We start from the raw sequence: 13,367 nt of genomic DNA, 5'->3' as shown, positions 1-13,367 counted from the left end.
GTAATTTTCTCTGCATGATAATGGATATCTTATTGTTTGTAACAGAAAATGAGAAGAAATGAAGTATCATATGCCATTTTTTTCATATTCGTATACAAGAAGAGAAAAGTTTTTTTGGAAGGAATAGACGTGTTTTATAAGGGATGTCTTAAAAATTTTGTTGTATGAAGAGAGATCTTTAAAGCAATGAAGACAACTTTTTTGAAAGGTTAAAGGGTGAATATAAGACAGGACTTCAAACAGGTTGCGTGGTTACAACAAAGGGATATCCAAACACTTCTTCGTGTTTTGTCTTTGGAGGGAGAAGAGGCGCGTATTGTAGGGGGAGCAGTGCGCAATCAACTGCTAGGGCAGCCTATTAGTGATATTGATATTGCAACAACCTGTTTGCCGCAACAGGTTATTGCACGTGTAGAAGAAGCAGGATTTAAAGCTATTCCTACAGGGATTGCTTTTGGTACAATAACAGTAGTTGCTCATTCATGTTCTTATGAGGTTACAACGCTTCGCTGCGATATTGAAACAGATGGTCGTCATGCAAAAGTGGCATTTGGTCGTGATTGGAAAAAAGATGCTGAACGGCGGGATTTCACGATAAATGCGCTTTATTGTGATGCTGCTGGCAATCTTTATGATGATGTGGGAGGTTTGAGTGATATTGCTAGCCAAACAGTTCGTTTTATTGGGATTGCAGAAGATCGTATTTGCGAAGATTATTTGCGTATTTTACGTTTTTTTCGCTTTTTTGCATGGTATGGAGCAGGGCGACCTGATGTACAAGGATTGAAGGCATGTGTTAGTTTAAAACACGGTTTAAAAAAACTTTCTTCTGAACGTATTTGGGCAGAAATGAAAAAGCTTCTTGCGGCGTTTGATCCAACGCGTGCTCTTTTATGGATGCGACAAAGCAGAATTTTGGCACTCATTTTTCCTGAAACAGAACGATGGGGTATTGATGCAATTCACGCATTGGTGAAGACAGAACAGGCTCTTGGTTGGAAAGTTGATCCATTGTTACGGCTAGAAAGCATTCTTCCTCCTGACCCCATACGTCTTCATGAAATGGCACAGCGCTTGCATTTTTCCCATAAAGAAACAACACGATTAAAAGAATGGGCAGAGTTAGAAATAATAAACCAAAACTGTTCTGATCATTTTGTGCAAAAACTGATTTATTTTCATGGACGACAGCCAGTTTTAGATCAATTATCGTTGTCTGTCGCTGCATCACATCTCGATAACCTGGAAAAAAGTGATGCTTTGCAAAAAGCAGAGGATTATGTCAAGCTTCATCAGCTTGCCAAAAAATGGCAGATTCCAACTTTTCCCATTAATGGTAACGATTTAATAAAGAAAGGTTTTGCTAAAGGTGTGCTTTTAGGAAAAAAGCTTAAAGAGTTAGAAATGATATGGGTCGAAAGCGGATTTTTAATGGATCGTCATGCATTATTAGAAAAAATTGATTTATAATAATAATTCATTATTCGTCATGTGAAACAAGAGCTCCGAATATTGTAAGGTTATTTCAAACCTGTTCATATCACATCAATCAAAATTATTGCCTTACACGTCACAAGTGGGGGAAGCCGTGTGAGGAAAAATGATTACAGAGAGAAAAAATGTCTTTTATGAACCATCTTAAAGATAAGGATTCTCGAAAGTGAAAACGAATAAAGAGAATAATGATAGCGGTTTGCATTTTGTATGAGAATAAAGAGGGGGATGTCCAATGGATTTTTACTATGAGGAGTATTTAATTATTCATAGGTGGTGATGTGAAATGGATGTTATGGGCACTAAGAAATGTTTATTTTATCAGCACCTGATTGTTGGAAAATGATAAGCGTTATATGCTCTAACTGTTCTTTATATGTTTATATTGTTTTTCGTGATAATTTATGGGTTTTTATAGGCATTCTGTAAGTTGTTCCAAAAGTATTAGTGAACTTTATGCACTTTATATTCTATAAAAAGATTTTTTAATTATTTAAAACCATATTTCATGGATTTTTATTGTCCTATTAATTATTTTAAGGGAATTGTTGTGTTTTTATAGATTACAGTTTCTTTCATGATAACCAATTTGGCGTAATGCTTCTCCCGTTGTTATGGCTACGCACATGGCGAGATTTAGAGAGCGTGCCTGTGGTTGCATGGGAATTTTCAATGTGTAATCGGCAGCTTCATGAACATAATCGGGAGCCCCAGCTGTTTCACGACCAAAAAGTAAAACATCATTTTTTTGATAGCATATCTGCGTATAGCATGTTTTTGCTTTTGTACTTAAAAGCAACAGACGGCGGTTAAAGTGTTTCATGGAGCTTATAAAATGTTGCCAATCAATGTGTCGTTCTAAGGAAGCATATTCGAGATAATCCAATCCTGCGCGTTTGAGATTACGATCCGACAGATTAAAGCCTGCGGGTTCAATAATGTGCACATGTAAACCAAAACAAGCGCTAAGACGTAAAATCGTTCCAGTATTACCAGCGATATCAGGTTGGAAAAGAGCTATATGAAGTGTCATGTTCTCTGTAATATGATTTTTCTTTCGACTTTGTAAAGAAGCACCACAATTTATTCGAAAAATATGCTTTGAGAAATACATGTTTTTTAGGTTTAATTTTTATTCACTTTAAATTTCAGGGAAAAAGTTATGTACACAGGTTTGTTTGGGATAAGAGAGAAGCTCCCTATTAGGGACTTCCTTTATATTGAGCGATACATGAAATGGATTGGCTCATTATGTTGAAAAGTGGGATATTTAATAAGGTTAGATCATCCATTTTAATGAAAATCAACAAAATATGCTTTTTATGCAAAAGCAGAAGCGGAAAAAATACTCATTCAACCAGTTGGAATTGAGGGAGGGAGAGATGCTGTAAATGTGTTAAAGAAATAATCGATAAGCTCAACTTATTTACTGAGACCTGGTCATAACAAGACTATGTTTCTTTCTTTAGGAGTGTTTATTTACACACTATCTCCGTTTTTCACAGGAAGGGGAGTAATTTTGATTGATTAATATGAATAGGTTTGAAATGAAAGAAACTTACGGTGTTTCAGGATTTCATTTATTCTGTAAAACGATGAATTATCATTACAAAACAGTTTTTGTATAGACCATACAAATGGCAGGAGTTTTTTACGGGGATGGTTTCATGGTTGAGGCAACTGAGTGATCAAGCATTGTACAATGGGAGAGGGTATGGTAGAAGAATGTTTTAGCAAATAGTCTCTTTAAGTTAAGGCCATGAGTGAGCAAACGAGGCGGGATTTTCTGTTTTTGGTAACAGCTGTTGCAGGAGCAGTTGGAATGGGAGCGGTTGCGTGGCCTTTTATCCGTCAGTTGCGTCCAGATGAAGCTATTTTGGCATCTTCCTCTGTTGAGGTTGATCTTTCTGGTATTGAAGAGGGGATGTCGGTGACAGTAAAGTGGCGAGGACAGCCTGTTGTTATTCGAAATCGTACGACAAAAGAAATTGCTGATGCGCGCGCTACTGAATTGAGTCTTCTAAAAGATCGTCAAGCGCGCAATCCTAATCTTGAAGGTGAAAAAGAAGCAACAGATTTTGCGCGTTCAGCAGGTAAAGGACGTGAAAATTGGCTTATTGTTATTAATCTTTGTACGCATCTAGGCTGTGTAACACTTGGGCAATCGGGTAAATTTGGAGGATGGTTGTGTCCCTGTCATGGGTCTGTTTATGATACCGCTGGAAGAGTGCGGTCAGGTCCAGCTAACTATAATTTGGCTATTCCACCTTACCAATTTCTTTCTGATACTTTGCTCAAAATAGGATAAGGTTATGACAAGGTTTCCTCCTTATTATCCTAAAAATGCTCTTGCTCGTTGGTTTGATAAGCGTTTTCCTCTTCCTCGTTTTTTTTATAATACATTTGTTATTTTTCCTGTTCCGCGTAATCTTAATTACTTTTACACATTTGGCGGTATTTTGACCATTATGCTTTTATCACAGCTTTTGACTGGTATTGTCTTGGCTATGCATTATGTTCCAGATATTCATTTGGCTTTTGAAACTAGTGAACGATTTCGACGTGAAGGGCAGTTTGGTTGGCTTTTTCGTCCATGGCATTCTGTAGGCTCTTCGTTTTTTTTTATTGCTGTTTATATCCATTTGGCACGTGGACTTTATTATGGTTCTTATAAAAATATGCGAGAAATGGTATGGGTTACAGGTATTTTTATTTATATCATCATGATGGCAATAGCATTTTTTGGTTATGTGCTTGTTTGGGGGATGATGTCTATTTCAGCGGCTTCAGTGATTGCAGGGCTTTTAAAAACGATACCTTTGGTGGGGACATGGTTGCATGAGACACTTCTGGGTGGTTATGGCGTAGGACAACCAACGTTGAATCGTTTTTATGTTTTCCATTATGTTTTATCATTTGTTTTGCTTCTTTTTGTGGGGCTGCATATTTGGGCAATCCATTGTGTTGGGCAAGGCAATCCAACGGGTCTTGCTATACAATCAGATAAGGAAACGGTTCCATTTTCACCTTATGCGCTTATCAAAGATATTTTTGCTATTACTGTTTTTCTGATCTTCTTTGCCTGGTTTTTGTTTTATATGCCCGATTATATGGGGCAGGCTGAAAATTATAATGTGGCAGATCCTTTAAAAGCACCTCTTCGTGTGGTTCCAGAATGGTATTTTTTGCCTTTTTATGCGATACTTCGTGCTATAACTTTTGATATTGGTATTTTCCCTTCCACTTTTGTGGGCTTTGTTTTATTCGTCAGTTCGATTTGCATTTTAATTTTTGTGCCATGGTTAGACCGCTCTAAAATATGTTCAGCAAGATATCGACCTGTTTATAAAATTTTCTTTTGGGCGTTGGTTATTGATGTCGTTTTCCTTGGTTGGTTGGGGTCAAGAGAAATAAATGACAAAATCCTTTTATGGACGCAATTGGCTACGGTTTATTATTTTATATTCTTTTTGGTTATTTTGCCGACTTTGCCAGCCTTTGAAAAAAAATGTTCTCTTCCTTCTTCAATTATGCAAGATTTAAAACAGAAAAAAAAGAGACTATGGTAAATGTTTTTGTCGGACTGATTGTTATCGTTGCTATGAGCTTTTCTGCTCAGAGTTTAGCGAGAGATGCCTCTGATCAGGAGGAGGAATTTACTTCTTTTCCTTTAAGGATTCCTAAAAAACAAGAATGGAGTTTCTCAGGTCCATTTGGGCTTTATGATAAGGCGCAATTGAGGCGTGGATTAAAGGTTTATAAACAAGTTTGTTCCAGCTGCCATGGGTTAAAATATGTGGCTTTTCGCAATTTAAGAGCTCTTGGGTATGATCAAGAACAGATTAAAGCTTTGGCGGGGCAATATGAAGTGCGCGATGGTCCTAATCGAGAAGGAAAATTTTTTAAACGTGCTGGGGTTGCAACGGATTATTTCCCTTCTCCCTTTGCACATGAAGAAGAAGCAAGATTTATTTTAAATAGTGCTTATCCTCCAGATTTGTCATTGATGGCACGTGCACGTGGTGTATCTTTGCCGTTTCCTGCTTTAATTACTGATGTATTATCTCATTATGATACAGCGGGTCCAGATTATATTACAGCTCTTTTAACAGGATATCAGAAGGCGCCAGAAAATATGAAAATTGCTGAGGGTTCTTGGTATAATCCTTATTTTATTGCCGGTAATTCTTTAACTATGGCTCCTCCTTTGAGTGATGGTATGGTTGCTTATGAAGATGGAACTCCAGAAATCATTGAACATTACGCGCGCGATGTTTCTGCTTTTTTGATGTGGGCTGCCGATCCTCATATGGAAATTCGTAAAAAAACCGGTTTTCGTGTTATTTTATTTTTAATCGTTTTTGCAGGGCTTGTTTATATTTTAAAAAATCGTATTTGGTGTGGTTTAGAAGAAGAGTTAGAGAAAGAAACAAAAGACGAAATAAAGAGAAAATGATAAAGCGACAAGGCTTGAAAGAGCATAGAGTATAAAGAGCATAAGGAACAAATCTGTTTATGATGCATTGAGGTTTTATAAAGTAAAAGCAAAGTAAAAACGGAGATGTTAAAATGAAAAAAATTGCATGTACTACTCTTATGTCAATTTTGATGGTTTCTAGTACTTACGCCCAGTCTTTTGAAGTGCCTTCAAAACCTGAAATGATCTCTTCGACGGGTATTGTACAGGTGGGGGTAGATAAGTCTGTGCGTTATGTGACACCTTTAGCAACGGATTTTGTTGCTTCCAGCCTTATAGGCGCCAATGTATATAATATAGAAGATGAAAATATTGGTGAAGTAAAAGATATTATTTTACGTGAAAATAATATTGCAGGGTTTGTTGTTGCTGTTGGTGGTTTTCTTGGCATAGGTGAGAGTTATGTGGTCGTTTCTCCAGAAACAATCCAGATGACAAATGATTATGGTAAATGGAAACTCATTACAAATGCGACAAAGGATTCTTTAAAGGACGCTCCAACATTTAAATACGAAGGGCGTTGGACACGCTAATTTTATATTCCCATTCTTTAATGGATAAAACTGTTGCTATCATAATAATATGCTAGCAACATTTTTTTGTTCAAAAAATACTTGGGAGCTTTTGCGACAAGATTCCAAGGACCTATTACAAAGTTTTCAAGATAAACTATTAAGACAGAGTGAGGATTTAAGTATTATGTTTAAATAACATGACATCGCCATCTTGCACAATGTATTCTTTTCCTTCATCGCGGGCTTTTCCTGCTTCTTTTGCACCGCTTTCTCCACCCAGAGCAATATAGTCATTGTAGCTGATGGTTTGGGCACGAATGAAACCGCGCTCAAAATCTGAGTGAATAACGCCAGCTGCTTGGGGAGCTTTTGTACCACGCGTAATTGTCCATGCTCGTGTTTCCTTAGGCCCACAGGTGAAGTAAGTGATGAGATCAAGTAAATGGTAACCAGCACGAATAAGGCGATTTAAACTTGGTTCAAAGAGTCCTAGAGCATTGAGATATTCTGATGCTTCAGCATCGCTCAGTTGTGTGATTTCCGCTTCGATAGAAGCAGAAATGATAATGCTTTGCGCATTTTGCTCTGTTGCCATTTTTTCAACTGTTTGGGTAAAGCTATTTCCATGAGCGGCGTCATTTTCGCTTACGTTACAAACATAAAGTACAGGCTTGGAGGTTAAAAGATTTAAACTCTTAAGAATGTGGTGTTCATCGGAAGAGATATCTTTGAGTAATAACCGGACAGGGGCTCCCTGTTGCAGTATGTTTAATGCTTTTTCCATAATGGGTAAAATTGTGAGAGCTTCTTTGTCTTTTCCGGTTGCACGTTTACGGATTTGTACGATTCGTCGCTCAAGGCTCTCAAGATCGGCAAGCATGAGTTCGGTTTCCACGGTTGTGGCATCAGAAACAGGATCAATACGTCCTTCTACATGGGTAATATCTTCATTTTGAAAACAGCGTAAAACGTGAACAATGGCATCGACTTCGCGAATATTGGCTAAAAATTTGTTTCCTAAACCTTCGCCTTTTGAAGCTCCTCGTACAAGCCCCGCAATATCGACGAAGTTAATGCGTGTAGGAATTATTTCTTTTGAACCAGCGATTGATGCAATTTTTTCCATTCGTAAATCTGGAACGGCAACTTCACCGGTATTGGGTTCAATGGTACAAAAAGGATAATTGGCAGCCTGTGCAGTGGCTGTTTTTGTTAATGCATTAAAAAGAGTTGATTTCCCAACATTAGGTAATCCGACAATACCGCATTTAAAGCCCATGAGAGTCTTTCTTTTCTTTTGATTTTATAGTCAAGATAGCTCCTTTTTTATAGCATATTTTCAGAAGAGTTATAGTCTTTGTGTTGCGATAAGTGAGAAAAAAGTCTAAAGTAACAGATAATCTGCTTTTTTACCTTAGTTCTTCTTATCTTAATGCTCTCCTTAGTCTCAAGGATAAGAAAACTTCGAATTAATGTTAATAATGTGCTAAGTTTTTCATGGTATGCAAATCTGCATAAATAATTAATCGGAGAAAATAGAAGAGTGTTATCTCGTTGTGCCTTTTTAATTGCAGCACTTTTGGCTTTAGCTGGATGTGCTACGCATCAGTCAGATATGTCATCGGTTCCTTTTCAACAAGTTCGATACATTCCACCAGAAATACAGGCTTTGTATGGTCCTGTAACGAATGAAACCTATTTGTTACCTGCTGTTGATCTTGCGACAATTGATCCAAAGTTTTGGCGACAAGAAGTGATTTATTATACATCTTATCCACCTGGAACATTGGTTATAGATACGCAAGAGTGTTTTCTTTACCTTATTGGTGAAAATGGAAAGGCTTTGCGTTATGGGATTGGGGTCGGTAAGGAAGGTTTAGCATTTGAAGGTGAAGGGGTTGTACAGCGCAAGCGTCGGTGGCCAAATTGGGCTCCTACTGCAGCTATGATGGCTCGAGAACCAGAACGTTATGGTCATCTTGGGAAAGGAATGCCACCAGGACCCGATAATCCATTAGGTGCGCGGGCACTTTATTTGTTCAAAAATGGGAAAGATACACTTTTCCGTATTCATGGCTCACACGAATCGTGGTCAATTGGGCGTGCTATTTCAAGTGGATGTATTCGTTTGCTTAATCAAGATATTATTGATCTTTATGATCGTGTTCCCGTTGGTTCGCGTGTTGTGGTCTTACAAAACAATAGGAGTATTCCTACAGTTTATAGTCAACAATCAAATGGCTATGATCCGCTACAGTCGACCATTCAGCCAAATGAATTTTTTTAATTTGGGGGAGAAGATTGGAGAGAGCCGTTTGAGTATTTTGGTTTGCTGTTCAATCTTCTCTTTCTCTCAAAAGAGAATATAAGCCTTTCTTTTTCAAAAGTGTATACAAGCTTGTATTCTTATTTTTTTCTATCTTCTCAGGTTGCCAACAGATTTTGCCTTTGAGAAAGTGTATAAGAGGCATTTTTTTCTTTTTTCAAGAGTTCTTATCCATATGCTTCACGCGACTGTGATACGCAAGTCAATGGTTTTGATTGTTTTTTATCGTTTGTGAAATTTCATTCATAAAGAGGGATTTATCATCTTTTATAAGGAGAGCGATATTTTTTGCAATTGTCTCTAAGAGAGGGGATAACCATTCTTGATCAGATTTGGCAAAATTTCCCAGAACATGTTGATGAACAAGTTCTTTGCTTCCAGGATGACCAATTCCTATGCGTATACGACAATAGTTAGTACCACAATGGGCATCAATAGACTTAATACCATTATGCCCATTATTTCCTCCACCAATTTTTATACGAACTTTTCCTGGTGACAGGTCTAACTCATCATAAATGATGATCAAATTCTTCAGATCTAATTTATAAAATCGCAAAGCTTCACCGATAGCTTGACCAGAGAGATTCATGAAAGTTTGCGGTTTTATAAGAAAAATTTTCTCATTATTTATGAAACCATTAGAGATTTCTGCTTGAAACTTCTTCGACCATGGAGAAAAAGAGAAGGACTGATAGATGGCATCAACAGCCATAAAACCGATATTATGGCGGTTATTTTGATATTGTAAACCAGGATTGCCAAGACCAGCAATAAGCCACATGTGTATCTTCAGTCAAAGTATGAGTAAGGGTAATGTCTCATAAATTAAGGCGGAAAAAATTCCCGCCTTTTGAGTTTTATGAAGTTTGCGTGTCTTCTTCATCATCTTCTTGTTCAGAAGTTTCATCACTGACATCCATGCCAGCAGGAGCTGCAATGGTTGCAATGGTAAAATCTCGATCTTGGATGATGGGAGTCACATCTTTTGGCAGTTGCACTGCTGAAATGTGAATAGAATCACCAATAGAGTAGCTGGCGAGATCAATTTCAATAGCTTCAGGAATAGCACTTGCTGGAGCCGTACATTCAATTTCGTGCCGAACAATATTGAGGACACCACCCTTTTTAAGTCCAGGTGCTGTATCTTCATTGAGGAAGTGGACAGGAATATTCACTTCTACAACGGATTTTGCTGAAATGCGTAAGAAATCTACATGGAGGGGAAAGTCACGCACGGGATCTAATTGATAATCTTTTGGCAAAACCATAATTTTTTGCTTGTCAAGAATAATCGTTGCAATGGTGGTACGAAAGCCACCGGCATGAATTTTGTAGAAAATTTCTTTATAGGGAACTGTTATTGCCAAAGGAGGTTGTTTTTCACCATAAATGACAGCAGGAATAAGACCGTTGCGGCGAAGTTCACGGGAGGACCCCTTACCAACCCGCTCGCGTTTTTCGGCCTTAAGAGTGTAGCTTTTGCTCATAATTTAAGTCCTTTTTACATGATTGGAGATCCTTCAAAAACAGTAATAGTTTTTGCATGGATATGAAGATATGCGCTAATCAACAGCGATCGCTCCATTCTGCGTTGCCTCCAAGGGTGTCTACACAGAAGTTTGTTCTATAATTCAAACTATTCATAGATGCAAGAGTTGTGGGAAAAATCGATGATTTCTACCGTTAAAAAGGAGGAAATGTTACAAATTACGGTGTGGATGGAGAATCAGCCAATATGCGCTGACACTGATATGTTCAAAATCAAACACTGGAGATGTTATGAAGGTTGAGATTGCCTTGGGTGAGATGTCAGAGAGTCGTGCTTTGCATAAATCGATGCCAGCACTTCTTGATCTGGAAGAATTATTGGCGACACGTCTTCTTGTACAAGGTAATTCCGGTTCAGGGAAATCACATCTTTTACGCCGTCTTTTGGAGCAAAGTGCTAAGTGGGTGCAGCATTGTGTAATTGATCCAGAAGGCGATTTTGTAACTTTGGCAGATAAATTTGGTCATGTTATTGTAGAGGCTCAACGTAGTGAATTAGAATTGACTCGTATTGCCCATCGCATTCGACAACATCGGGTTTCAGTGGTATTTAATCTTGAAGGTTTGGATACTGAACAACAGATGCGTGCTGTAGGGGCTTTTCTTGGGGCACTGTTTGATGTGGAACGTGATTATTGGTATCCTATGCTTGTCGTTGTCGATGAAGCACAATTGTTTGCTCCAACTGCGGCAGGAGAAGTTTCTGATGAAGCACGTAAGATTTCTCTTAGTGCTATGACCAATCTTATGTGTCGAGGGCGTAAACGTGGTCTTGCTGGTGTTATTGCGACACAACGTTTGGCTAAGTTGGCCAAAAATGTTGCTGCTGAAGCTTCAAACTTCTTAATAGGGCGGACTTTTTTAGATATTGATATGGTGCGCGCTGCTGATCTTTTGGGAATGGAGCGCCGCCAAGCGGAAATGTTTAGAGATCTTGAGCGGGGGAATTTTATAGCTTTAGGTCCCGCTTTATCACGACGTCCCTTACCAATCATTATCGGTTCTGTTGAAACTTTGGCACGCTCTTCTAGCCCTAAATTAATGCCACTTCCAACAGAGCGGGATGATGTGCAAGAGCTCGTTTTTACTGCTTCACCAGAGGAAATTTTAAAGCCATTTAAACAAACACGAGAGCCGATGAGGGAAAAATCAATGCACGAGATGTTAGAGGAGGTAGTGCATAAAAAACAAGAGTTGTTGGAAGAAACCCCGAGTTTATTTCCTGAACTTTCTGATGTTGAGTGTGACGGCCAAGCAGAACATATTATTCGGGAAATTCTTGAGGATTCTGAGGCTTTTTATCGTTCAACAGCGGTGCTTTATCAAGATTTTTCAGTTCGTTGTCGTATCCATGGTATGTCAAAGGTTCCTTTTAATCTTTCACAATTTCGGCGTAAATTGGCTATTGCTCAGGCTTTTGTTGATGAACAAACGGCTGTCAGTGAACATTGGAAACATATTTTGCAGATATCAGAAAGTTTAGAAGAAGATGTCCAAGGAGTCTTCTTGAATGTAGCACAGGCTGCATTAGGGGGAAAGCCATGTCCATCCGATGCATTTTTAGCACGTCTTTATGGGACTCATTCTTTAAGCCGTGCACGCCGACTTTTAACCTACTTTGAAGAGCGTGGCCTTATTGTTATTCATACGCATTTTAGTGGCCAACGTATTGTTGCATTTCCTAATCTTGGTGTTGAAACAGCACCAGGAGATCCCAAGGAACCCCTTTAACCAAATAAGCTGGAAACCGATTGTTCTGCTGCTGTCCTTGCAATTGCTTCCCCAATAAGGTCGGCAATGGGCAAAACACGAATATTATGGGCTTTCTCAATAGCTTGTGTTGGCATAATTGAATCTGTAATAACCAATTCTTTCATCTCTGAATTGGTAATTCGTTCGATTGCATTACCAGAAAGAACACCGTGCGTGATATAAGCCGTGACACTATTGGCACCATGTTTAAGCAGAGCACTTGCTGCATTGCATAAAGTTCCACCTGAATCAACAATATCATCAAGCAAAAGGCAATCTTTTCCCGATACATCTCCAATGATATTCATAACCTCTGATTCACCGGGACGTTCACGACGTTTATCTACAATAGCAAGCAAACTGTTCAAACGCTTGGCGAGCGAGCGTGCGCGTACAACACCACCCACATCAGGTGAAACAACAATAACATTTTCAAGAGAATAATGCACTTTGACATCGCGAGAAATGACGGGAACAGCATAAAGATTATCCGTAGGGATATCAAAAAAACCTTGAATTTGTCCTGCATGAAGGTCCAATGTTAAAACACGATGGGCCCCTGCTTCAGTAATCAGGTTGGCAACAAGTTTTGCGGAAATGGGAGTACGCGGACCAGGTTTACGGTCTTGGCGGGCATAGCCAAAATAAGGGATAACAGCTGTGATGCGACGTGCCGAAGAACGACGAAGCGCATCAATCATGATGAGTAATTCCATCAAGTGATCATTGGCTGGATAGGATGTAGATTGCAAAACAAACACATCCTGTCCACGCACATTTTCATGCAATTCTACGAAAATCTCTTGATCAGCGAAACGTTTTACGGTGGCTTTTCCTAAGGGGATGTTCAAATAATTTGCAACATCTTCAGCTAGGCGTGGATTAGAATTTCCGCAGAAAAGTTTCATAGTAGAACCTCTGAATTATCATGGTGGGAATGCGACACGGTTTTTAATTTCTTTTTATTAAATTGCAAGAGAACAATTACAAAAGCCTTACAATTTTATCGATTATTGTTAAAGAGCTATGCGGTATGTTTTCTCTTTTTCCAAAAGTTTGTTTCTTTTAGAGCAAAGTTTTTTCTCCATGAGGCAAAGAAATACGTATTGATTAAGCTTTTTGGTTATTACTTTATAAAAAAATGCTTTCAATATGGGGAATGTTTCATATTTAAGATGAATGAAGGGGAGTAAATAAAGAGGAGTATCATCTTGCCTTCAATCATTATAACCAAACATTGAAAATGATTCAG

At 38.4% G+C, this 13,367-nt stretch carries 12 protein-coding genes; 7 read left to right on the top strand and 5 right to left on the bottom strand.

The annotated features are described in order from the left end of the window. Window positions 1-216: 216 nt before the first annotated feature. Window positions 217-1,470, top strand: coding sequence for a CCA tRNA nucleotidyltransferase (locus ACFIJ8_RS00780; RefSeq protein ID WP_375638645.1), 1,254 nt, complete (start codon window positions 217-219; stop codon window positions 1,468-1,470). Between the two features lie 580 nt (window positions 1,471-2,050). On the opposite strand, the gene ACFIJ8_RS00775 is transcribed toward ACFIJ8_RS00780, so the two are convergent. Next, a complete protein-coding gene (locus ACFIJ8_RS00775; RefSeq protein ID WP_273788384.1) occupies window positions 2,051-2,527 on the bottom strand; it encodes a tRNA (cytidine(34)-2'-O)-methyltransferase in 477 nt (158 codons plus the stop codon). Between the two features lie 726 nt (window positions 2,528-3,253). On the opposite strand from ACFIJ8_RS00775, the gene petA reads away from it, so the two are divergent. From petA to ACFIJ8_RS00755, 4 genes are all read left to right on the top strand, one after another. Then, window positions 3,254-3,802 (top strand): ubiquinol-cytochrome c reductase iron-sulfur subunit, encoded by a 549-nt coding sequence (gene petA, locus ACFIJ8_RS00770; RefSeq protein ID WP_273788383.1) that lies wholly within the window; start codon window positions 3,254-3,256, stop codon window positions 3,800-3,802. Window positions 3,803-3,806: 4 nt separating this feature from the next. Beyond that, entirely contained in the window at window positions 3,807-5,063 is a 1,257-nt protein-coding gene (locus tag ACFIJ8_RS00765) for a cytochrome bc complex cytochrome b subunit (protein WP_375638642.1), read from the top strand. Further along, entirely contained in the window at window positions 5,057-5,950 is an 894-nt protein-coding gene (locus ACFIJ8_RS00760) for a cytochrome c1 (protein WP_375628158.1), read from the top strand. The genes ACFIJ8_RS00765 and ACFIJ8_RS00760 overlap by 7 nt, the downstream gene beginning before the upstream one ends. Window positions 5,951-6,063: 113 nt before the next feature. Further along, a complete protein-coding gene (locus tag ACFIJ8_RS00755) occupies window positions 6,064-6,504 on the top strand; it encodes a PRC-barrel domain-containing protein (protein WP_012754882.1) in 441 nt (146 codons plus the stop codon). 157 nt (window positions 6,505-6,661) lie between these two features. Here ACFIJ8_RS00755 and ychF read toward each other — a convergent pair whose 3' ends face one another. After that, on the bottom strand, window positions 6,662-7,765 hold the full coding sequence (gene ychF / locus ACFIJ8_RS00750) for a redox-regulated ATPase YchF (protein ID WP_375638640.1): 1,104 nt from the start codon (window positions 7,763-7,765) through the stop codon (window positions 6,662-6,664). A 264-nt stretch (window positions 7,766-8,029) separates the two neighbouring features. Between ychF and ACFIJ8_RS00745 the strand changes: the two genes are divergently transcribed. Further along, window positions 8,030-8,773: a L,D-transpeptidase gene (locus ACFIJ8_RS00745; RefSeq protein WP_375638638.1), complete on the top strand. Its 744-nt coding sequence runs from the start codon at window positions 8,030-8,032 to the stop codon at window positions 8,771-8,773. Between the two features lie 241 nt (window positions 8,774-9,014). On the opposite strand, the gene pth is transcribed toward ACFIJ8_RS00745, so the two are convergent. Together pth and ACFIJ8_RS00735 are read right to left on the bottom strand one after the other, a co-directional pair. Continuing rightward, window positions 9,015-9,596, bottom strand: coding sequence for an aminoacyl-tRNA hydrolase (pth, locus tag ACFIJ8_RS00740; RefSeq protein WP_012754885.1), 582 nt, complete (start codon window positions 9,594-9,596; stop codon window positions 9,015-9,017). Between the two features lie 76 nt (window positions 9,597-9,672). Continuing rightward, entirely contained in the window at window positions 9,673-10,302 is a 630-nt protein-coding gene (locus tag ACFIJ8_RS00735) for a 50S ribosomal protein L25/general stress protein Ctc (RefSeq protein WP_273788379.1), read from the bottom strand. A 292-nt stretch (window positions 10,303-10,594) separates the two neighbouring features. On the opposite strand from ACFIJ8_RS00735, the gene ACFIJ8_RS00730 reads away from it, so the two are divergent. Further along, entirely contained in the window at window positions 10,595-12,094 is a 1,500-nt protein-coding gene (locus ACFIJ8_RS00730; RefSeq protein WP_375638636.1) for a helicase HerA domain-containing protein, read from the top strand. Here ACFIJ8_RS00730 and ACFIJ8_RS00725 read toward each other — a convergent pair. Further along, entirely contained in the window at window positions 12,091-13,023 is a 933-nt protein-coding gene (locus ACFIJ8_RS00725; RefSeq protein ID WP_012754888.1) for a ribose-phosphate pyrophosphokinase, read from the bottom strand. The genes ACFIJ8_RS00730 and ACFIJ8_RS00725 overlap by 4 nt on opposite strands. Window positions 13,024-13,367: the final 344 nt, after the last annotated feature.

The sequence above is a fragment of the Bartonella sp. MF74HXZ genome, from assembly GCF_042194445.1.
GTDB lineage: Bacteria > Pseudomonadota > Alphaproteobacteria > Rhizobiales > Rhizobiaceae > Bartonella > Bartonella grahamii.
Note: the sequence above shows the minus strand (reverse complement) of the source record. Positions and strands in the feature narration are given on the sequence as shown.